This window comes from Streptomyces sp. NPDC089424 (assembly GCF_044749345.1).
Lineage (GTDB): Bacteria > Actinomycetota > Actinomycetes > Streptomycetales > Streptomycetaceae > Streptomyces.
Genome location: NZ_JBIVHU010000014.1, coordinates 63,012 through 82,076, shown reverse-complemented (window position 1 = coordinate 82,076; position 19,065 = coordinate 63,012). Strand labels below are relative to the sequence as shown.

Genomic DNA, 19,065 nt, shown 5'->3' with positions numbered 1-19,065 from the left:
CCGGATGAGCAACAGCACACGCCTCACCACAACGCCTGCCACGGACAACCCCGAATGGCGGAAGGACGCAGCGTGCGCCCGCATCGACCCCGAACTGTTCTTCCCCATCGGCAGCCACCCCCAGGTCCTCCAGGAGGAACGGCAGGCCAAGGAAGTCTGCCGCCGCTGCACGGTCCGCCTGACGTGCCTGGACTGGGCGCTCGTCACGGGGCAGGCGCACGGAGTGTGGGGCGGCCTGACGGAGAACGAGCGCCGCCAGCTCGGCCAGCCGGTGGCGGTGCAGCCGATCCAGGTCGATCCGGTGCGTAGCCCGGGCAACAGGGAGTCCCGGTACTGGCCGGCGTACCCGAACGCGGTGGAGGGGATCCTCGGCACCCGCATGCCGGAGGTGCGGGCGTTGATCAGGCAGAAGGCGCGGGTGGGGGAGATGGCGTTGGCGTTGCAGACGAACGTTCAGACGGTGAAGCGGCTGTTGGATCGTGTGGCGGAGATGGATGCCGCGCAGGCCTCGGAGGAGGTGGAGGCGGCATGAGCGCCGTGACGGCCGACTGGCAGACCCGTGCCGCCTGCTCCACCATTGACGCGGACCTGTTCTGGCCCGACCCCGACACCCCCCAAGACCGCATCGACGCGGCCAAACAGGTCTGCGCATCCTGCCCGGTGAAGCAGGCATGCCTCGAAGACGCGGTACGCCGCGGGGAGCGGAACGCTATCTGCGGCGGCCTCACCGGAGCAGAGCGTCGGCAGCTCGTGAACCTGGACGGCTCGGGCCGCAAACGGCAGCTGGGGAAGACGTCGGCGCGGCAGCTCGCTGTGAAGCACGGCGCGCACCTCCTGGTGAACCTGGTGGAGTGGCGGGTGAGCGTGCAGCAGGTATCCGCCAGCCTCGGGTCGACGCCGATGGCCGTGTACCACGCCTATCTGCTGCTGGTGCCGCCGAAGCCGGGCCAGAAGCGCGGGAAGAAGAGGTCGGTTCTGGAGGAGTTGCTGCTGACGTCGAAGGAGCGGCTGCTCACGCTGCACCGGCGCGGCTTGTCCCAGTCGGAGATCGGTGTGGTGCTGGAGGTACCGCAGAGCATCGTCTGTGCGGCCCTGACGGTGCTCAAGCAGCGCGAGGAGGCGATTCGGCTGCTGTCCAAGAACGGGGCCGACGGGCTGGAGCGGCTTCAGGCTGCGGAACTGCGGATCCTGCGTGAGTGCGGGGCCGGACTGACCGTGGACGACGTCATCGCGCTCGAGGGAGAGGTAATCGTTCGGCTGCACCGCAACGGTGCCGGCGTCACGCTGCGGGACATTGCCGCGCAGCGGGGCTTGTGCCGGGAGACGGTACGCAAGGCGTACCTCCAGATGACCTCAGGACAGCAGGTTGTGAAGAACCTGACGAAGAACGAAATGGGAGAAGCGGCATGAGCGGCGAGACGACGTGTTGCGCAGATCCCACTTGCTCTCGTCCGGCCATCAAGCGGCGTATGTGCAATGCGCACTACCTCCGTTGGTGGAAGGCGACTCCCGTAAATCAGCGTCCACGGCCCAGTAAGGAGCAGTTGTTCTGGGCCAAGGTGAAGAAAGGCCCAGGTTGTTGGGAGTGGCAGGGAGCTAGACGTGTCAGCGGGCACGGCATCTTCATGGGCTATAGCCGAAAGGTCGTTCCCGCTCACCGCTTTTCCCTGGAGCTGTATCTCGGCACGAAAGCGCCAGAGGGGACCGAGACGTGTCATCGGTGCGACAACCCGCCGTGTGTGAATCCCAGGCACCTGTACTTCGGGACGCGACAGAACAACGTGGACGACGCCTGGGCGCGGGGGCTGATGCCGGTAGGCAGCGAGAGGCCCGCGGCGAAGCTCATTGAGGAAGAGGTCATTGTCCTGCGGACGGCGTACGCGCTTGGCGGTGACGCGAAGGCCCTTGCTGCCCAGTTCGGCATAGCTGTTCCCACGCTGCGCCAGATCGTGCTCGGCATGAAGTGGAAGCACGTGGGAGGTCCCATAACTAGACGACGCCCCCAGCGGGCGAGGAAGGCGGCCTGAACATGGCTGGCGAAGTGATCATCACAGTGATCGGGAATCTGGTCGACGAAGTCGAGTTGAGGTTTACCCCGAACGGGGCGGCGGTCGCCAAGTTCCGGGTCGCGTCCACGCCCCGGAAGTTCAACCGCGACTCGAACGCGTGGGAGGACGACAAGGACAACAGCCTGTTCCTGAACTGCCAGGTGTGGCGTCAGGCTGCGGAGCACTGTGCGGAGAGCCTCGCGAAGGGCATGCGGGTCATCGTGCAGGGCCGGCTGAGGCAGCGGTCGTATGAGGACCGTGAGGGCGTCAAGCGCACGGTCTTCGAGCTGGACGTCGAGGAGATCGGGCCTTCGCTGAAGATGGCGACGGCGAAGGTGACGAAGGCCGGCGGGTCGGGTCAGGGCCGTCAGCAGTACGAGCAGGCGCGGCAGCAGTCGTCGCAGGAGGGGATCCAGGATCCGTGGACGTCTCCGCCGCCAGCGGGCCCGGGGGCGGGCGCGTGGGGAGGCGATGAACCGCCCTTCTAGCCTGGGGCGCTGCGCCGTGTGAGGGGTCTGGCCTTCGGGTTGGGCCCCATTTCGTATGCCCCGAATCCGCCATTGGCATTGCAATACCATGCCGATATGGCTAGTGTGGGAGGACACCAACCACTCAAACCGCCCGGGGGACCCGTGAACTGCGACTGCGGCGCCACCCGCGAAGACCAGACCGCCGGCATCCACGGCGACGACTGCACCAGCCGAGACGGCCAGCCCGACCAGGCGTCCGACCACTACCAGCACTGACCCCGGTCCCCTCCCCCTCCAGGGGACCGCCCGGCCGCGCACCCCCCAGCGCGGCACCCTCCGCCCACCCCGCACCCCCCAGCGGGGTGGGCGGACCCATACCCGCACCCTGACCCGGAAGGCCCCATGACCATCCCCTCCCTCCCGTCCCTCGCCCTGGAAGAGCAGGCCGCGCAGAACGCGTGGGATCTGTTCCTCCGCGGCTACTGCGTCGACGCGGACGCCCGCCACCTGAAGGCGTGGATAACCGCCTGGTCCCGCACCACCACCGGTACCGGTGTGGTGGTGTCGGCGCGTGTCCACGGCCCGGACGCGGTCGACGCGGTTCGCCGGTTCAGCGTCGCGAACATCGTCAAGTACGCGGACCGTGGGGCCAATGCGCGGCCGTTCCTCGACTACGGGGTGCCGGGCCGGGTGGCGTGCGTGTGGCAGTCCGGCGGGGTGTGGGTGGAGCTGTGGCACCCCGACACCACCGCCGCCCCAGTGCCGGTTTCTGCCCCGTCCCGGCCTGCCGAGCGTCGCCCTCTCACCGGACCGGGCGGCCGGCTCAAGTTCGGCCGCCGCAACAAGACGAAGGAGACCCGAACCGCATGAAGACCACCCGATTCGTTTATCTCGACTGCGAGTTCCTTCCCGCCGACCCCACCACCCGTGGCCTCGTATCCATCGGACTCACCGACAACCACGGCGTCGACTACTACGTCGTCAACGCCGACATGGACGTCAACGCGCTGCTCGCCGTGCCGTGGATGGTCGACAACGTGTGGCCCTACCTGCCGCGCATCGTGTTCGGCTACGACGAACCCGGCAACGTCCTCAACCATGACGACCCCGCCGTCCAGTCCATTTCGGACATCCGTGCCGGAGTCGCCCGCTACTTCGCGGACACGGACGCCGACGAGACCCGCCTGTTCGCCTGGTACGGCGGGCAGGACATCTGCCGCCTGCACTCCCTGTGGGACAACGACTGGTCCGTGATGCCCGACCAGATCCCCCGCTGGTTCACCGAGCTGGAGGCGCTGATCGCCGACGCAAGCCACCCGGAGCGTCCGGAGCTCCCGGTACAGGACGGCGGGGAACACCACGCCCTCGCGGATGCCCGGTACAACAGCAACCTGCACGAGGCGGTCATCAACCACCGGCTGGAGATGCAGCGGAGGTACCGATGACGGTTCTGACGATGATGCCCGCCGGTGAGCTGTCCGTGCGCGTGGAGCAGAAGCGGGACCTGGCGGGCGGGCTCGCGGCCGCCGTGTTCGACAGCACCGCCCGCGAGTACCGATACCTCCTGACCCGCATCTGGGACCCGGCGGTCAAGCCGGTCGTGTTTCTCATGCTCAACCCGTCCACTGCGGACGCCCTCGACGACGATCCGACGATCGTCCGCTGTACGGGCTTTGCCCGCCGGGAGGGAGCGGGCGGTCTGGTCGTGGTCAACCTGTTCGGGCTGCGCTCCACCGACCCGCGCGCCCTGACCAGGCACCCCGACCCGATCGGCCCGCACAACGACGCATTCGTCCGCCACGCCGTCAGCCTGGCCGGCACGGTGATAGCGGCGTGGGGTGCGGCCCCGATAGCCGGCGAACGCGGCCGTGGGGTCGCTGTGGAGTTGGCCGGGCGGGGAGTTGCCCTGCACTGCCTGGGGGTGACGTCGTTGGGTCAGCCGCGGCATCCGCTGTACCTGCCGAAGGGCGCCGCCCTCGAGCCCTGGGCGGCGAGCGTATGAGCGCCCCAGTACAGGTGGGCCCGCCGCTCCAGGGTGGCGGGCCTGTCCCGTCCACGCCCAAGCTGACGCCCCGCCACCTCCAGATCCTCCGCCTCGCCGCGAACGGCTACAGCAACAAGCTCATCGGCAGCCGTCTCGGCACCGCGGAGAACACCGTCAAGTCGCAGATGGCGGCGATCATGCGGCGCCTCCACGTCGACGACCGTACGCACGCTGTCGCGGTCGGGATCCGGCTTGGCCTGGTCGACGTGGACGCCGTGGTTGTTCCGCGAGCTTTGACCGTGGTGCGGGAGGACACGTGACGCTCACGTCCACCCCGTACAACGACGGCTACGGCGACACTGCCACGGTCGACGAATCCCTCGCCGGCTATGACGCCTGGCTCCACCGCCGCGCGCACCAGATGCTCCCGCCCTCCGACCACCGGCATGACGACCTGGTCCAGGAAGGCAGGATCGCCATGTGGCAGGCGCTGAACAAGCACGACCCGGCGAAGGGCGCGCTGCCGTCGTGGCTGACTCAGCACGCGACATGGCACATGCGGGAAGTACTGGACCGGCGGGGGAAGTGGACAGGGAGTCCATCACGGAGGGACGGGCGTAACGCAGTTCAGGACGCTCCCACCACGTCGCTGGACGCCCTCCTGGCGCCGGTCGACGGGCAGCCTGGAGACGAGACTGCTGGCGGCGTGGTTCCGGACTTCTCCGATGTAGCAATGACGGCCTATCACCGGCAGGAGATTGCTGAGGCTCTGGCGGGCCTGACGGAGGGCCAGCGCCGGTACGTACTGCTCAGGTTTTGGGGCGACGTCGTGGGCCGTGAGCTGAAGGAAGCGTTCGGTTACGACCCGAAGGGCTTGTGGAGCAGCCCGAAGCGGGCGGCTCGAGAACGTCTTGCTGACTCTCTTTCCCACCTCAATGCCGCCTGAAATGCGGACATCTTAGACACGCCCACCGGCCGGTAAGACCGATCAACGCCCGGGAGGACCCGTGCACCGCATACCCCCCATCGTCGCCGGCTGCATCGCGGTCGGCTTGATAGCCCTCGCCACTGCCTGGGCGTGGCTGGCCGTCACCGGCAGCCCTCACCTCACCCCGCCCGCCGTGGTGGCCTGCACCGTCATCGCTGTCGCCGCCCACTTCGCGCTCGAGGCGCTGGTGCGGCATGTCCGCCGTGGCCGGCCCCGACGCGCCCACGCCCGACCCACCAAGACCGAAAGGACCAGCCCGTGACCGAGCACCCTCTCCGCGCGCGTGCTGCCCGCGCCATCCACCGGTACGACAACCACCACGCCCTGTCTGGCAACGACATGCCCAGCGCTCACCACTACGGCGAGGCGGATGCCGTGCTCGCCGAACTCAAGCTGGAGCTTGATGCCCTTGCCAAGTACGAGAACACGATCACCTGGCACACGACGTGCACGTCATGCGCCCGGGTCCTCGACTCCGCCGTTCGCGAGACCGAGCGGGCGGAGAAGGCTGAGGCAGCGCTCACTCGCTTCCGGGACTGGCTGGACGCCCAGGTCGCCAAGACGGAAGCAGCCGACCGTGCGACGGGGGAGGTGGCGCCGGAGTTGCGGATCAGCCCGCACAACGGGATGGCCGCCGGCCTGCGGACCGCCCTCCACGGCCTCGACCGGCTCCTGGCACAGCGGGACCAGGCAAACGGGGAGCAGCCCAACACCGCGGCGGACGCCCTGGCTGCGGAATGGCACCGCCGCCACGAGCGACTTGAGGAGCTGTCCCAGAGCAAGGGACCGGAGGCGCAGGCCGCCATCGTGCAGCACCTGCGCGGTGAACTGATCGGTCTACGGGGCGCTCTCGGCGTTCTGCTCGGTGGGCAGGTTGAGGGCGGTACGGCGGACCTGTTGGGCTGGGCGTACTACCAGGAGTGGCGGCGCCGGCAGGAGGCGCTGTGACGGCGGGCGGGTCTGTGGCCCGGTGGGGTCAGGAGCAGCGTGCGGCGGCCCGTAGGGGCGTGTGGCGGCGGCTCCTGGCCGCTCTGGGATGGAGCCGTGCAGCACGCCGTGCAGACGCCCTTGCCGTGCGCACCACGATCGGCGCGGCCGCCGAAGCCGCCACCGCCCGCATGCTCGAGGCCCTCCACGCCTCCGGCTGGCATGTTCTCCACGACCGGCGATTACCCGGATCCCGAGCGAACCTGGACCACGTCCTCGTCTCGCCCTGCGGGACCGCGGTCGTCGTGCTGGATACGAAGCGGTGGCATGCCGGTATGCCGACGTGGCTGGTGCGGGGGCGGGTGCACTGCGGGGAGCAGGACCGGCACGGGCAGGTCGAGGCTGTCGCCCGGTACGCGGGCCGGGTGGCGCAGGCGGTGGGGCTGCCCGCGGGGTCTGTGTGGCCGCTGCTGGTGGTGCACGGTTCCCGGGTGGCTGACGGCCGGCTCCCGGCGCGCGCGGAGGGCTGGCCGGGACCGGTGTGGGTGCTTTCTCCGGAGCTGCTGGTGTCGACGCTGGCTGCTGCTCCGGCGGGCCGTGACCGGCGGCGTGCGGAAGTGCTGTCGGCGCGTGTTGCGGAAGTCCTGCCGCCGTACGTGGTCGGGGCGTAGCCTGGCGTGGCACCCGGGGAGATTTGGCCCGTCATCTGAGCGTGAGCCCAGGTGGCGGGCTGTTTTTTCATACCAGTAGACTCGAAAACATGTTCGATGATCTGCCCCCTGACCTGGACCGCCTGGAGGTCCTGCGTACCTGGCATGCGATGTGGGTGGCCCGGATCGACGAAAAGATCCGCCGGGTGCGGGAGGCAGAGGATCAGCGGGAGCAGGCGGCGGCCGCCGCGGCGACGCGGGCGCCGGACTGGCTGCTGGAGTACGGACTGAACCGCGACGCTTTGCCGATGGCCGTGCATGGCGGGGACTGTCATATGGCGGGGAAGCGTGTGAAGGGCGTCGACAGCGATACGGCGCGGCGTGCGCTGGCGGGTGGGGTTGAGGCGTGCACGCACTGTCGGCCGGATTCGGAGCTCGGGTTCTTGGAGTAGGTGGCGCTTTGACCTGGGTCTTTGGGTGACTTTGGTGGAACCCCTGGACAACCTCGCTGTACATACGTCATAGTTGGGTTATCGCCACAGGGAGGGGAACCCGATGAACACCACCGCCGCCGCCACCGAGGCCCACGTCACCGTCGCCACCATCCGGGACTGGGCCCGCCGCGGGATCGTCGCCGCGACGAAGGTCGCCGGCCGGTGGGTCATCGACACCGCCTCCCTCGCCCACCGCATCGCCATCGGCGCGATTAAGCGGCCGGTCCGCAAGGCCAAGAGGGTCGTCCTCACCGCCGAGAACATCAAGGCCATCGGCGGCAACGAGTGGATCCGCGGCGCCTACCACCGCATCTACCTCAACGACTGGACCGAGTACGCCGGCATCGAGGTCACCCGCTACAAGACCGGCAACATCTCCTCCGCCTCCCTCGGAGGCCGCGGCATCGCCAACGGCCGGGCGTACGACCTCCTCGGAGCCGTCAGCAAGGTCTACTTCGACGTCACCGACGGCCACCTCTACGTCCAGCACTGCGGCGCCGAAAGCTACGAGATCCGCTACCTCGACGGTGAGCGCGACTACGTCAACCTGGTCGCCCGCATCTCCGCCGGCGTCCGCGCCGCCGTCGCCGCCATCTGATCCCGCATCACCCAACACGACAGGAAACCCCGTCATGGCAACCTTCACATACAGGACCACAACCAGCTACGGCACCTGGTGCAACCGGGTCAACCAGTACTCGACCAGCCCGGACTCGGACGTCGTCGACTACATCAACGGCGGCGACTCCGACTGGCGGGAACTCCTCGAGGCGAGCGGGCTGCTGAAGGAGATCCGGCGCGAGTACCGGGCCGCGATCAACGCCGCCCTGCCGGACAGCGTGAGTCTGTCCGGTGACGAGTTCATCGGCCCCGCCCACGTCGAGGACGGTGAGTTCGACGGCTACCTCACGGACGACAACGGCAACCTGGACCTCAAGGCGATCTGCGAGGGCATCGACCTGGAGCCGATCGTCGAGCGGAACGACCCGCTGACGCTGGAGGACATCGGTCGGTGGGAGTTGAAGTCGGAGGCCAAGCAGCCGGCGAAGGTTGCTGCGGCCGCGATGTCCCGGCTCGGTGTGAAGCCGTTCGTCTACCGGCCGCATCCGACGTCGAAGCGGCCGCAGGCCATCTACCGGTCCGGTGACGTCCGCAAGGCGCTCGCTGAGCGTCCCGGCCGCGGTACCCGCACGGATCTGAAGGACGGCAAGTGACGCAGCCCCCCTCGTACGAGATGTCGGTGCCCGCGACGTGGTCCAGGACGTGGCAGACGCGTTCGGTGACCGTGTACGCCAGCCGCCCTGGTGAGGATCCGCAGATTGTGGCGAAGGGCGCGTGCCGAGTGAGGCACATGGGCGGAGAGCCCCTCGAAGTGCGCGTTCCTGGGTTCCGTCCGGGTGTCGACTGGGACCTGCTCAACACGGGGATGGGACCCGGCGAGTGGGTCGTGACTGCTGTCCCGTGTAGCGAACGGTGAAGGGCCGGCCCCCCTGAACAGGGGCCGGCCCTTCATCATCCCCGCGGGTGCGGGGAGCAAGTGCATACGCCCCTGAGACTGGGGTCATCCCTGCGGGTGCAGGGAGCAGGTACTCGGTCCTAGTCATGTGGGCCATCCCCGCTGACGCGGGGAGCACTGCCGGTTTCCCGGCGGTTCGACCACTATGGCATGCGCTACCCGGCGGTTGCAGGGAAACCGGCAGGAAGGCTGGACGCAGGATGGCACGCGCCACTGACAACGCTCCCCGGCTACGGCAGCTGCCAGTCTCCCGTGTCGGTGGCGACCATCCGGGCGCCGCAGTGTTCACAGATTCCCGTCGCCCGGACCTGCCCCATTTCGACGACCTCGATCACGTCGTCGTGGGGGCATGCGGTCTGGTCGACGGGCTTGGCGAGGGCGACCGCCCGTGCGGCCCGGGTGCCGGGTTCGGGGGTGATGCCGAGGAGTTCATCCTCGAGGACGGCGATGCGGTCGGGGTCCGGACGCTCCTGGGCCTGCGGTCCGGCACTGGGGTGTCGGCGGTGGCCGAACAGGCGGCCCCAAAGGCTCATGCGTTCCCCCCTGGTACGCGCAGCCACTCTGGGGGCTCCACAAGGCATGGGGCGCTGGCACTGCTGCTGACGGGTCCCGGGTTGTCCGGGTCGTAGAGGATGTTGCCGGTCAGCTCGTTACGGACGTACTCCGTGTACCGGATGACGCGCCGCCCGTCCTGTACGGCGATGCGGAGGTCTGCGTCGTGGAGAGGGACGGTATCGGGGTCGATGCCGTTTGCACGGAGCCACTTGCACAGGGCGAGGCGCTCTTCCTCGGTGGGCTTTCCGATGGCCATCAGGCGCCGTCCTGGGTGGGTTGCTGGCGCCAGGCGGCCGGGTCGTGCTTGTGCTCACGGTCCGGCATGACGATGTGGTCGCCGCGTAGGCCGTAGCCGATGACTTGTCCGGGGCTGAGGTGAGGGTTCCCTGCCGACGTGCCCGTGCAGGCGTCGGCGGGTCCGCAGGCGTCTCCCTGGTGGCGGCCGTGCTGGCACCGGTCAAGGTCGCCCACGAGGGCTTCCCATACGCCGTCGCCGTTGTGGTGGTCGAGGGTCGGTAGGTGCTCAGGTTCGGTGCGCTTCAGCGCGTGCACGATCCCGGCGATGGCGGCTTCTACCTTGGCGTGCAGCGGGGAGTACATGACGCGTTCGGAGCAGTGCAGGGCAGCGTTGGCTTGGGCGTGCCGGGAGAGGTGCAGGAGGCAGGCGCTGAGGGCGTCTTCGGCTTTGGCGAGTTCGCGGCGGAGGTCTGCGACGGTGGCGATTTCGGCGGGGGTCATGGTCCTACCGTCCCGCGGATCCGCCAGAACGTTCCCCCGGGTATGGGAGAGGCCCGGCAGTGCGCTGGGGGCTTGCTGCCGGGCCTCGTCTCGGGTGGGTGCTGGATTCAGCACCAGCAGGTGTCGAACGGGACCGCGGTCACGCCCACTCGGACGGTGATGCCGGTTGCGGCGGTCGCGGCGGTGGTCGTGCCGGCGGTGATGGCGGCCGCGAGGGTCAGGGCGGCGACCAGTCTGCGGATGGTCTTGTTCACGGTTGGCTCCCCCTCAGGAGGTCGGTGGTGTCCTCCGCACGATAACGGGGCGCCTGGCCCGGTTTCCCGTTGGTCCGTTGTCCTGCTGCGAATCCCTGGCCCTGGTTCCGTGTTTCTGGCAGTAGACGCGGTGGGGGCGTGGGGAGGACGGGGACTACGGGCGCCGGGGGACGCCCCGCAACTAAACTGCCGTACAGTCATTGAGGTATCAACTGTTCCCGGGTGCGTGTGTACGCAATGCGCGTTTGTGCAGCGGGGCGGCCGGTTTTGACGGGGGACAACCTTTGGCCATAGATGACGCGCAGGGTGGAAGTAAGGGCTACCTGTCTCCGAATGCCGAAAAAGCGTTCGCGCTGATCGCAGCCGGACAGGACCCCACACCGGACATGCCAAGCGAGGTCGCGGAGCTTGAGGAGTGGGGTTTCGTCGTACGTGATCCTGCTACCGGAAACCGACCGGTCGCGCTGGATCCGCAGCACGTATCACGGCGGCGCGTACAGCAGGAACTCGAAGCCGCCGCGAAGCACCTCGCCTTTCTGACGGCGGCACCGAAGGTCACCGATCAGCTCGCGGAGGCGTTCAACCGGGCGAAACTGCATGCGGCCGGCGGCAGCGAGTTCATTGCCGACCCGGCCGTGGTCCACGCCCGCCTGGAGAGCGAAGTCGGGGCGGCGGAGTGGGAGATCCTGTCCGCGCAGCCGGGCGGGCCGCGGACGGAGGAGCAGCTGGCGAAGGTCGCACAGCGGGACACCGAAGCGTTGGACCGTGGGGTGTCGAAGCGGACCATCTACCTGGACACGGTCCGGGGGAACGCCGTGACGGCCCGGTACGCGAAAGCGATGTCGCAGCGGGCCGACGGGAAGCGTGCGCAGTACCGGACGCTGGGCTGCCCGTTCGAGCGGTGCATCATCGTCGACCGTCGCGTCGCGTTCGTGTCCAACCACCTTGTGGAGGGCGCCGACGAGCACTCGGCGTGGCAGATCACCGACCGTGGCATGGTCGCGTACATCGCCGCCGAGTTCGACTCGAAGTGGCGTGCCGGGATCCCGTGGTGCGGGGAACTCTCCGACGGGTCCCTGCCGGCGTGGACGGGCGAGCCCGGTGGCGAGGGTTTGCGGACGACGCGCCGTCAGCGGGAGATCCTGCGGGATCTGCTGGCCGGGCATACCCAGGAGGCCACCGCGAGCCGGCTTGGGATCGGGTTGCGGACGGTGACGACTGAGCTCGCGGAGCTGAAGGCGTTGTTCGATGCGTCGTCGGCGATGGAGCTGGGTTACAAGTGGGGATTGTCGCCGGACCGGCTGGTACACGATGTGGTCCGGTCGGATCCGCCCGTGGATGGGTCCTTGCCCGCGGCCTGACCGCTCTCAGCTCGCGTCGTCGAGGTGCTGGTGTTCGTCGCGGTGCGCCCCGCACTGCTGCCCGAACAGGTCGGCCCGGCAGGCGCCGGGCCCTTCGTACGTGTGATGCCCGATCGTGGCCACGCTGATGGCCTCCTGGCCTGGTAGCGGCGCTGGTGTCGGCCGGGAAAGCAGCGCCTCCACGGTCTCCACGCTGTACGTCACTCGCCCTCCCGATCTGATCCACCGATGACGAGACTCAGCCGGGCACGCTGAGGGACAGGCTGCTTGCCGGGGATCGGCCAGTCGTCCGCCCGGACTCCGTAGACGGGTGGCTCCCACCAGCTCACGTAGTGCTTGTACAGACCGACCCAGTCGGCGTCGAAGTAGCAGGGCAGAAGCCCTCCCTGGTTTGGTATCGGGTCGGGGGCGGCCGCGTTCTGCGCCTTGACTTGTTCGGTGACGCGCTGGGCGTCGGCGCGGTGGCGGTCGCAGAACCAGTGCCACTTGTACCAGCCGGTGCCGGGCAGCTTCTCCAGGACCTTGTGCTTGCCGTCGGCGCCGCACACGTTGTCGGTGTTGCGGAAGTCTTCGGCGTCCCGCTTGTCCTGGGCGACCCGCTCGGGGAGGGTCAACTGGTCGGCGTAGTAGGGGCGCTCCTTGAAGGGTCGCAGCCGCGGGCCCACGCAGTAGTGCATGGTGGGGTCGTAGCCGCCGGGGCGTTCGTCGGGCCGGACATAGCGGGGCGCGTCGTGACTGATGAGGTCGGTGACCCGGTCCCTGGAGCTGTACCGCATGTTGGGGTGCGGCGTGCTGAGGGCCTTGCGGATCTGCCGCCACATCTCTTTGGGGGTGTCGAAGTCGCGGGTGGTGATGACGTACGCGAAGGCGAGGAGGAGTTCGCGGGAGGGCCCGTCTGCCCGGTCGTCTTGGTAGATCTGGTGGGCGAGGCTGGCGAAGCTCTCGCCTCCGCCTCCGCCGCCTTTGGTTTTCCACTTCGGATCTTCGGTCTGGGTCTGGTTCGGGACCAGGTTCAGTGCTCCCACAGTCAGGCCTCCTTGTTCTCGAGAGCCTCAAGCGTTGGGCAGGGGTGGGGGATGTACGCCACCCATTCGTCCGTACGCGGGCCTGTACTGCGGCGTACGGAGCATTCGCCGCACCAGGTCCGCCCCATGTGCTGAACGGGCGTGTGTAGGTCCGTGACGCGCTGCTCTCCGGTCTTCTGCTGCTTGCGGTAGGCGATCAGGGCGGAGGCGAGCGCGGACTGGTGGATGTCGGTGAAGAACACCGGCGCGTGCTCTGCGAACGCCTGTCGGGCGTCCTGGAGGGTGACGTTGTACGCGTTCCAGGCGGCTTCGAAGGCGTCGCCGTCGCGCTCCTCCTGGACGCGGTCGCGGTATTCGCTGGTGAGCATGGCCCGGCAGTCGGTGCAGGGGACGCCGTTGGGGTGTCCGGGGGATCGGCAGGGGCGTGTGCCGTCGGGGTTCGGGTCGTGGGAGGCGGTGGGGTGGCCGCACATCCAGCAGTGCGTCGGGGGCTCGTGCTGGTCGGTCACGGGCTGGTCCTCTCGAGGGCGACCTGCCGCTGCACGGCGGCCAGCACGTCATCCGACGGCGTCCAGAACCCCAGCGCCCCCTTCGCCGGCACTGGCGTGGTGAGAGCGATGACGTCGTCCAGGGTCCAGTGGTAGGCGCGTTCGAAGCCCCAAGGGCCGCAGCAGGTCCCGTCGTCGGACCAGTGGCAGCCGGTGATCGTGGCTACGGCGACGACGGCCGCGTACACGCCGAGGTGCGGGCCGTAAATCTGTGCGTTGCGGTCGAGTTGGGCTCCGGCGTGGATGAGGATGCGGGCGCCCTCGTGCTTGGCGGGGAGTTTCCAGGTGCGGTTCTCGACGCGCTTCGTCTGGTGGGCGATGGCGCCGGCCCAGGGCTGGCGGATGGTGAGGGCCTTCACGGGCTGGTCCTTCCGGGCTTGGGGAGGGCGTGGGCGGCGGGCCATCCGGTCATCAGCCAGATCGGGGTGGTGCCGGCGGCTGCGGCGATGGCCACGAGATGCGTACTGGTGGGTGTGCCGCCGCGCTGGTAGGCGGCCACGAACCGCGGGGGCACGACTGCGGGGCCGGCGTGAGTGAGGGCGAGGCGTACCCGGTCCCCCATGGTGTCCGTCACGAACTGGTCCTCTCAAGGCGGGCGAGGTACTCCAGGAGCACGGTGGCGTGGCACCAGTCCGGCTGTCCGGGCTCCGGCAGCGGACACCAGCAGGCGAGATCCTTGCCTGCGAGCTCGGTACGGATCTCGTCGTCTGTCGGGTACGGGATGGTGTCGGCGGGGTACGGGGGTTCGCCGCGGGTGTACAGCAGGTTGGCGAAGAGGAGGGTCGCGGTGCGGCGCTCTGCGGGGCTGCTGTCGTAGGCCTTGTACGGGTTGCCCCAGCGGCCGTGGGCGCCGGGTCCGCGGCCGACGTACACGGCTCCTGGTGGGATTCCTGGCTGGCCGGCCTTGCGGGTGCGTTGAACGCGGATCGGCATCACGCCTCCTTCGGCTGCTGCGCCTCGACGGCGGGCTTCGGCGTTGCGCGGGGACTACTCGCTGCCCGCTGCGGATCGCAGATCGTATGGCCGCCCGGGTCGTGCACCCACCAGGCAGCAAGCGTGCCGGTGATGCGCAGAATGCTCTTGCCACAGTGCGCGCAGGTCTCCGGCTGCTTCTCGGCGGGCTGCGCCTCGTCGCCCATGCGGCGCAGCGTCTCTGCTGCCACGCGCCACACGGCGGCCTGCTCTTCAAGCGCCTTGGCCACGAACACGGCCTTGCCCTCGACGCCGTACAGAAGTTGCTCCGCGTGCCGGTCGAAGCCGTCGGCGGCTTCCCGGAGCACGGTGGCCTGGTCCGGATGCGCGGGCAGCACCGACAACACCGCGTCGGCGCGGGTCTGGTAGCTGCGGTACGTGGAACTGCGGGCCTTGTCTCGGTCGGTCACCCACTGCCAGCCGTCGGCAGCGGCCAGGACGTCGGCGATGCGCTGGCGGAGGTCGGCCCGGTCGGTGGCGGGCGCCTGCCCGGCAGGAACAGCGGCCTGCTGGTCGCCAGCACCGGGGCAGCGGACGGGGGGCATTCCCGGCTGCACGATCCACTCGTGCGGGCCGTGCGTCGACAGCCGGTCGCCGAGTCGGTGGAGTTGGGCGGCGTTGCAGGGGACCGCGGTCTGGTCGGTCATGGTCGTGTCCTTCGGGTGGGCCGGCTGCCCGCGAACAGGCAGCCGGGGGGTGGGGCGGGCGGCTACCAGATCTTCGGATCGCTGCGGCGCGCATAAGGCTCGGGAACGGGGCCGTACACGCCACCCTCGAACCACGTCACCGGCACAGCGCCCGGCGCGTCCTCCGCGACCGGTGTGACCGTCCAGCCTCCGTCTGCGGTCCGGGTGAACAGGGCGTGCCCGCTGTCGAGGTAGAAGTACGCGTCGGTCAGGGGGCGGGTGGCGTCGTCGAGGAGATTCGGCCGCCCGCACACGTGGCGGCAGTACGAGTCGATCGCTTCCAACGCTTGCCGCTTGTCGCCGGTCACCGCGATCGCATCGCCGTCCTCCCCGAGGGAGGCGACGAGGGCGCCTGCGTACTCGCCTTCCATGTCGTCGCCCGTCGGCGTGAACGGCTGCCCGGTCTGGGGGTGCGGGCTGTGGTCGGGGATCGGTGTCTGGCAGGAGTAGCAGATGTCGTAGGTGGCGGGGTTGAGTTCGCCGCACCGGCACTTGCGGTAGGTGCCGGCCTGCTGGTCGGCGGCGAGGTCGTGCCAGTAGGTGCCAGGCTGCTCGGTCAGGGCCATGAGGGGTGCTCCTTCAGCGGTGGGTACGGTGTCCGGCAGGTCCGGGCGTGTCGTCAGCACGCCCGGGCTGTCTGCTGTCACGGGGCGGGAACGGCGGCAAGTTGGTCGCGCAGAGCGGGAGAAGCCAGCAGAGCGGCGGAGTGGCACCGGAGGGCGGTGCAGGCGTACCAAGTGCCGCACCAGCGCTGCTCCGCGGTGTGGCCAGGGCGCAACTCCATCGGTCCGTGCTGACGGCACGAGGGGCGGGCTGCGGGAAGGTTGCTGCTCACGATCAGGCGGAGGCGTCCTTCAGTGCTCGCGGATGTCGAGCGTGATGGTGGGCTTCCATCCGCCGATTGCGGCCTCGATGAGGGCGTGGATCTCGTGGGCCTCGTCCTCGGTGGCGAGGTCGCTGATGTCGATGCTGATGTCGGCGGCGTAGGCCATGGGCTTGCTCCGGTTCCGGTATCGGTGGGTGAGGGCGTGTAGGGCGTGGGCGGTGAGGAGGATTGCGAAGCCGGCGGCGACGGCGAGGGTGGCGAGGCCTGCGAGGGCGTACAGGCCGGGCGTCGTCGACTGCTCCACTCACGCCCCCGGCTGAAGCTGGTTGGCACCACCGGCCTGGCCACAGGAGGAGGCCTCAGGCGATCCGACCAGAAGCCAGACTCTTCCGGTCTCGGCAGGGGGGAGGAGGCGCCTGGCTCCGGCCTCTCCCTTTCTGGCGGGCACCTTGATGGTCACCGGAGTGGAGGCGGGGTCGACGGGGTTCCCGGACTCCCAGATCTTCGACTGCTGGAACGTGAAGCGCATCGGGGCTCCCGGTGGTGGGGCGGTGGTTGGTGAGTTTGCCGCTGATTCAGGCGGTCGTTCCCCCGGCTTGGGCGTGGGGGTGGGGAGGGGTCCAGACTAGCGGTACCGGCATGGCATAGCAATGCCGATCGAGGGTGGGGGCTACCAACTCCGCGCCCGTGTCGGCACCATGACCCGCATGGACCAAGGATGGGCGGCCGTCATCGCCGCCACAGCCGCAGGCGTGTTCGGCTTCTCGGGCGTCTTCGCCGGCCTTATCGTCGGCCGCCGCCAGACCACCGACCAGGCCGCTGTCGAACACGGCCAGTGGCTACGCGGGCAGCGTCAGACCGCATACCTCGAAACCATCGACGCCCTCGATGCGGCGCTCACCAAGATTGAGGACCTCCGCGATGACTGGGACACGCTTTACGAGCGGGTCGTCACCACCAGCGGTGAGGATACTTTCGAAGAGTACGTGGCCCGGGTGGGGCTGGAAGCGCGCGAGCGCGGAGCCCGCCCGCTGGAGCGCGCTGTTCTCCTCGGTCCCCGCGAGGTCGACGACGCGTTGCACGTGTTCGAGACGCGGTGGATGGACCTGGAGAGCTACCTGAGGTCCCAGGCCAACGGGGCATCCCACGATCAGGCGTGGCAGGGATGGGAGTCGGCCCGGATGGGCGCGCTGGAGGCCCGGGAGGCGTTCTTCAGCATTGCGCAGGGCGTGTTGTGGGAGGCGCCGCGTCCGGGCCGGGGCGGGAGGGGTGTGTCCTGGCGGGGCCGTCGGCGTTGACCAGGTGACGCATGCACGCCGGCCTGGGCGACCGCCCTGACCTGCCGCCCGGGCTGGCACCCCACCCCCGAACGTGAAGACGCCCCCAGCGAATGTCCGGGGGCGTCGACCAGCGTTTCCCCTCACCGGCTCGGGGCCGGGTCCTGGGGGCGCTCTACGGGTACGAACCCCCTGTCACAGGGAACGCCCCACCCATCGTGCCGTGAAGAGGGCGCTGGCGCTCGCAGAACGCGGCACGGCGCGGCAGTCGGTCAGCACCATTCCAAAGTGTCCTACCGGCCCGGGGCCTCCTGTGATCGGGTTTTCACCGAGGTGGCGACGTCCAGCGTCATGCCGCCGTTCCGGCACCGCTTTGCTTGTCCTCGCTCTTCCTGCGGCACGAATAGTGCTCAGGCAGCCCTTCCGGCCCCGTCAGGCTGGCGGGCAGACCACAGTCGAAACGGCAAAGCGGGATCCGCCGCCCCGACGCGTCGACAGGAGCCTCCACTTCCTGGGCTGCACGGCTCTCAAGGACCATCGTGCGACTTCCACGCCTCTCCTTCGGCGCAGCTCGCACCTCTGACGCTGGACGGTCCTCGGTGCACCGGTCCCGCCGGTCGCCCGACCGGACTGAAGGCGAACGCTCCTTGCCGTCCAGGGCGGCCTCGTTCGCTTCCTGGTACTTCTGCCAGTGCTGCGAAGGCAGCCAGCCGTGATGACCGTCGTGCTGAAACGGGACACGCTCGCCGGCGGCCGCTTCCACGATGAACTGAGTCAAGGTCAGGCCGCCCTTCCCCTCGAAGGTCCTCGACTGATGGACGGGAACAAGGACGCGATGCCAGTCTCCGCAGTACCCGGCGTCAGTCGGATTCTCCGGGTCGTACGGCCTGTAGGGGCATCGGGCCAGAGGGCCCCTCTGGTTGCACTGGCCCTCCTCGATCACGAAATTGCCATCGCGGATCGCGATGGGGTTCTTCTGCACGCGGATCACGGAGGCTGGCAGGTTCGGTGTGCGAACGTACGGAACAGCGCCGATGCCCGAGTGGTCGGGGTCGGTGAAGTCCCATACGGACTGAATCCCACCGCGGCGCCGGGATCCTTCTCGGGCGCGCATTTTGCGAGCGGTCAGCTCGCTCAGTTGAGGCTCGTAGCCCAGGACGATGCCGTTGGCGCCGGTGATACGGACGTCGAGGCGGGCGTGTCCGTCGGCGGCCGACGACTCGATGTCCGCGCGGAAACCGTGGTCTTCGGAGTCCTTCGCAACGCGTTCCTTGCGGGCGAGATGCTCATCGGACTCGTGGCTTATTCGCTTCTCTCCCGGTTTGCGGTAGTGGGAGGGAAACCAAACGCCGTCACGCTCGACCAGGTACATGGGGACGCGCCTGCCGCGGATGTCCCGGCAGTCGGGGCAGATCAGTCCGCGGTGTTCGACGGGGACGCGGCCTCGCATGTGGAGGAGGGCATCGAGAAGGCCCTGCCCCTGCGGGACGCCGAGGTCTGGCCGGCTCAGGTCGAGGTTGCGGCCAGCCGGTTCGTAGTAGACCGGGTTGCGGAAGAGTTCTTCGTCGCTGTCGGGCTCAAGGTCGTCGTCCACCGGTACCCCCCGAAACCGCTACGAGTAGGACTTACAACGCTACGTGGTAGGTCTGACAATGGTGGCTGAACTGCAAAAACAAGGCGCTCTCAGCGGTGCTCCCGGCCGGGCGCGGGGTTGGGGGGCACCGTGTTGTGGTGGGCTGTTCAGAC

At 69.0% G+C, this 19,065-nt stretch carries 32 protein-coding genes; 18 read left to right on the top strand and 14 right to left on the bottom strand.

From position 1 onward, the window contains the following. Positions 1 to 4 precede the first annotated feature (4 nt). From ACIP2X_RS38185 to ACIP2X_RS38110, 16 genes are all read left to right on the top strand, one after another. Positions 5 to 532: a WhiB family transcriptional regulator gene (locus ACIP2X_RS38185; RefSeq protein WP_401683125.1), complete on the top strand. Its 528-nt coding sequence runs from the start codon at positions 5 to 7 to the stop codon at positions 530 to 532. Further along, positions 529 to 1,410: a WhiB family transcriptional regulator gene (locus ACIP2X_RS38180; protein WP_401683122.1), complete on the top strand. Its 882-nt coding sequence runs from the start codon at positions 529 to 531 to the stop codon at positions 1,408 to 1,410. The genes ACIP2X_RS38185 and ACIP2X_RS38180 overlap by 4 nt, the downstream gene beginning before the upstream one ends. 134 nt (positions 1,411 to 1,544) lie before the next feature. After that, entirely contained in the window at positions 1,545 to 2,027 is a 483-nt protein-coding gene (locus ACIP2X_RS38175) for a hypothetical protein (protein ID WP_401683119.1), read from the top strand. A gap of 2 nt (positions 2,028 to 2,029) precedes the next feature. After that, positions 2,030 to 2,536 carry a single-stranded DNA-binding protein gene (locus ACIP2X_RS38170; RefSeq protein ID WP_401683116.1) on the top strand — a complete coding sequence of 169 codons (507 nt, stop codon included), beginning with the start codon at positions 2,030 to 2,032 and terminating at the stop codon, positions 2,534 to 2,536. 96 nt (positions 2,537 to 2,632) lie between these two features. Next, entirely contained in the window at positions 2,633 to 2,794 is a 162-nt protein-coding gene (locus ACIP2X_RS38165) for a hypothetical protein (RefSeq protein ID WP_401683114.1), read from the top strand. Positions 2,795 to 2,920: 126 nt separating this feature from the next. Beyond that, on the top strand, positions 2,921 to 3,388 hold the full coding sequence (locus tag ACIP2X_RS38160) for a hypothetical protein (protein WP_401683111.1): 468 nt from the start codon (positions 2,921 to 2,923) through the stop codon (positions 3,386 to 3,388). Continuing rightward, positions 3,385 to 3,963 (top strand): hypothetical protein, encoded by a 579-nt coding sequence (locus tag ACIP2X_RS38155; RefSeq protein ID WP_401683108.1) that lies wholly within the window; start codon positions 3,385 to 3,387, stop codon positions 3,961 to 3,963. The genes ACIP2X_RS38160 and ACIP2X_RS38155 overlap by 4 nt, the downstream gene beginning before the upstream one ends. Beyond that, positions 3,960 to 4,520, top strand: a complete 561-nt coding sequence (locus tag ACIP2X_RS38150) for a DUF1643 domain-containing protein (protein ID WP_401683105.1) — start codon at positions 3,960 to 3,962, stop codon at positions 4,518 to 4,520. Before ACIP2X_RS38155 ends, ACIP2X_RS38150 begins: the two co-directional genes overlap by 4 nt. After that, a complete protein-coding gene (locus ACIP2X_RS38145) occupies positions 4,517 to 4,822 on the top strand; it encodes a LuxR C-terminal-related transcriptional regulator (RefSeq protein WP_401683102.1) in 306 nt (101 codons plus the stop codon). The genes ACIP2X_RS38150 and ACIP2X_RS38145 overlap by 4 nt, the downstream gene beginning before the upstream one ends. After that, complete coding sequence (locus tag ACIP2X_RS38140; protein WP_401683099.1) at positions 4,819 to 5,448, top strand: RNA polymerase sigma factor; 630 nt, start codon at positions 4,819 to 4,821, stop codon at positions 5,446 to 5,448. Before ACIP2X_RS38145 ends, ACIP2X_RS38140 begins: the two co-directional genes overlap by 4 nt. Before the next feature lie 61 nt (positions 5,449 to 5,509). Next, positions 5,510 to 5,752 (top strand): hypothetical protein, encoded by a 243-nt coding sequence (locus ACIP2X_RS38135; protein WP_401683096.1) that lies wholly within the window; start codon positions 5,510 to 5,512, stop codon positions 5,750 to 5,752. Next, a complete protein-coding gene (locus ACIP2X_RS38130) occupies positions 5,749 to 6,438 on the top strand; it encodes a hypothetical protein (RefSeq protein WP_401683094.1) in 690 nt (229 codons plus the stop codon). The genes ACIP2X_RS38135 and ACIP2X_RS38130 overlap by 4 nt, the downstream gene beginning before the upstream one ends. 125 nt (positions 6,439 to 6,563) lie before the next feature. Next, on the top strand, positions 6,564 to 7,088 hold the full coding sequence (locus tag ACIP2X_RS38125; RefSeq protein ID WP_401683091.1) for a nuclease-related domain-containing protein: 525 nt from the start codon (positions 6,564 to 6,566) through the stop codon (positions 7,086 to 7,088). A gap of 89 nt (positions 7,089 to 7,177) precedes the next feature. Beyond that, positions 7,178 to 7,519, top strand: a complete 342-nt coding sequence (locus ACIP2X_RS38120) for a DUF6233 domain-containing protein (RefSeq protein WP_401683088.1) — start codon at positions 7,178 to 7,180, stop codon at positions 7,517 to 7,519. Between the two features lie 103 nt (positions 7,520 to 7,622). Next, the gene (locus tag ACIP2X_RS38115) at positions 7,623 to 8,159 is read left to right on the top strand and encodes a hypothetical protein (protein WP_401683085.1); all 537 of its coding nucleotides are present in this window, start codon (positions 7,623 to 7,625) and stop codon (positions 8,157 to 8,159) included. A gap of 34 nt (positions 8,160 to 8,193) precedes the next feature. Next, positions 8,194 to 8,775: a hypothetical protein gene (locus ACIP2X_RS38110; protein WP_401683082.1), complete on the top strand. Its 582-nt coding sequence runs from the start codon at positions 8,194 to 8,196 to the stop codon at positions 8,773 to 8,775. Positions 8,776 to 9,307: 532 nt separating this feature from the next. On the opposite strand, the gene ACIP2X_RS38105 is transcribed toward ACIP2X_RS38110, so the two are convergent. The 4 genes from ACIP2X_RS38105 to ACIP2X_RS38090 all read right to left on the bottom strand — a co-directional run bounded on the left by ACIP2X_RS38105 (position 9,308) and on the right by ACIP2X_RS38090 (position 10,624). After that, positions 9,308 to 9,610 carry a hypothetical protein gene (locus tag ACIP2X_RS38105; RefSeq protein ID WP_401683079.1) on the bottom strand — a complete coding sequence of 101 codons (303 nt, stop codon included), beginning with the start codon at positions 9,608 to 9,610 and terminating at the stop codon, positions 9,308 to 9,310. Further along, complete coding sequence (locus ACIP2X_RS38100; protein WP_401683076.1) at positions 9,607 to 9,888, bottom strand: hypothetical protein; 282 nt, start codon at positions 9,886 to 9,888, stop codon at positions 9,607 to 9,609. Before ACIP2X_RS38100 ends, ACIP2X_RS38105 begins: the two co-directional genes overlap by 4 nt. After that, entirely contained in the window at positions 9,888 to 10,370 is a 483-nt protein-coding gene (locus tag ACIP2X_RS38095) for a hypothetical protein (RefSeq protein ID WP_401683073.1), read from the bottom strand. Before ACIP2X_RS38095 ends, ACIP2X_RS38100 begins: the two co-directional genes overlap by 1 nt. Positions 10,371 to 10,477: 107 nt before the next feature. After that, on the bottom strand, positions 10,478 to 10,624 hold the full coding sequence (locus ACIP2X_RS38090) for a hypothetical protein (RefSeq protein ID WP_401683071.1): 147 nt from the start codon (positions 10,622 to 10,624) through the stop codon (positions 10,478 to 10,480). Positions 10,625 to 10,908: 284 nt separating this feature from the next. Here ACIP2X_RS38090 and ACIP2X_RS38085 point away from each other — a divergent pair, with 284 nt between their 5' ends. Further along, entirely contained in the window at positions 10,909 to 11,985 is a 1,077-nt protein-coding gene (locus tag ACIP2X_RS38085) for a hypothetical protein (protein ID WP_401683068.1), read from the top strand. A 6-nt stretch (positions 11,986 to 11,991) separates the two neighbouring features. Here ACIP2X_RS38085 and ACIP2X_RS38080 read toward each other — a convergent pair whose 3' ends face one another. The 9 genes from ACIP2X_RS38080 to ACIP2X_RS38040 all read right to left on the bottom strand — a co-directional run bounded on the left by ACIP2X_RS38080 (position 11,992) and on the right by ACIP2X_RS38040 (position 16,346). Next, complete coding sequence (locus ACIP2X_RS38080; RefSeq protein WP_401683065.1) at positions 11,992 to 12,189, bottom strand: hypothetical protein; 198 nt, start codon at positions 12,187 to 12,189, stop codon at positions 11,992 to 11,994. After that, positions 12,186 to 13,010, bottom strand: a complete 825-nt coding sequence (locus ACIP2X_RS38075; RefSeq protein WP_401683062.1) for a hypothetical protein — start codon at positions 13,008 to 13,010, stop codon at positions 12,186 to 12,188. Before ACIP2X_RS38075 ends, ACIP2X_RS38080 begins: the two co-directional genes overlap by 4 nt. A 2-nt stretch (positions 13,011 to 13,012) precedes the next feature. Continuing rightward, positions 13,013 to 13,519 carry a hypothetical protein gene (locus ACIP2X_RS38070; protein ID WP_401683059.1) on the bottom strand — a complete coding sequence of 169 codons (507 nt, stop codon included), beginning with the start codon at positions 13,517 to 13,519 and terminating at the stop codon, positions 13,013 to 13,015. Continuing rightward, positions 13,516 to 13,917, bottom strand: coding sequence for a hypothetical protein (locus ACIP2X_RS38065; protein WP_401683057.1), 402 nt, complete (start codon positions 13,915 to 13,917; stop codon positions 13,516 to 13,518). Before ACIP2X_RS38065 ends, ACIP2X_RS38070 begins: the two co-directional genes overlap by 4 nt. After that, positions 13,914 to 14,132, bottom strand: coding sequence for a hypothetical protein (locus tag ACIP2X_RS38060; RefSeq protein ID WP_401683054.1), 219 nt, complete (start codon positions 14,130 to 14,132; stop codon positions 13,914 to 13,916). Before ACIP2X_RS38060 ends, ACIP2X_RS38065 begins: the two co-directional genes overlap by 4 nt. Beyond that, positions 14,129 to 14,491, bottom strand: a complete 363-nt coding sequence (locus ACIP2X_RS38055; protein ID WP_401683051.1) for a DUF4326 domain-containing protein — start codon at positions 14,489 to 14,491, stop codon at positions 14,129 to 14,131. The genes ACIP2X_RS38060 and ACIP2X_RS38055 overlap by 4 nt, the downstream gene beginning before the upstream one ends. Further along, positions 14,491 to 15,177, bottom strand: a complete 687-nt coding sequence (locus ACIP2X_RS38050; RefSeq protein WP_401683048.1) for a hypothetical protein — start codon at positions 15,175 to 15,177, stop codon at positions 14,491 to 14,493. The genes ACIP2X_RS38055 and ACIP2X_RS38050 overlap by 1 nt, the downstream gene beginning before the upstream one ends. A 62-nt stretch (positions 15,178 to 15,239) precedes the next feature. Then, the gene (locus tag ACIP2X_RS38045) at positions 15,240 to 15,782 is read right to left on the bottom strand and encodes a hypothetical protein (RefSeq protein ID WP_401683045.1); all 543 of its coding nucleotides are present in this window, start codon (positions 15,780 to 15,782) and stop codon (positions 15,240 to 15,242) included. Between the two features lie 288 nt (positions 15,783 to 16,070). Beyond that, entirely contained in the window at positions 16,071 to 16,346 is a 276-nt protein-coding gene (locus tag ACIP2X_RS38040; RefSeq protein ID WP_401683042.1) for a hypothetical protein, read from the bottom strand. A gap of 394 nt (positions 16,347 to 16,740) precedes the next feature. Between ACIP2X_RS38040 and ACIP2X_RS38035 the strand changes: the two genes are divergently transcribed. Then, positions 16,741 to 17,340, top strand: a complete 600-nt coding sequence (locus tag ACIP2X_RS38035; RefSeq protein WP_401683039.1) for a hypothetical protein — start codon at positions 16,741 to 16,743, stop codon at positions 17,338 to 17,340. A gap of 328 nt (positions 17,341 to 17,668) precedes the next feature. Here ACIP2X_RS38035 and ACIP2X_RS38030 read toward each other — a convergent pair whose 3' ends face one another. Beyond that, on the bottom strand, positions 17,669 to 18,913 hold the full coding sequence (locus ACIP2X_RS38030) for a hypothetical protein (RefSeq protein ID WP_401683036.1): 1,245 nt from the start codon (positions 18,911 to 18,913) through the stop codon (positions 17,669 to 17,671). Between the last annotated feature and the right edge of the window lie 152 nt (positions 18,914 to 19,065).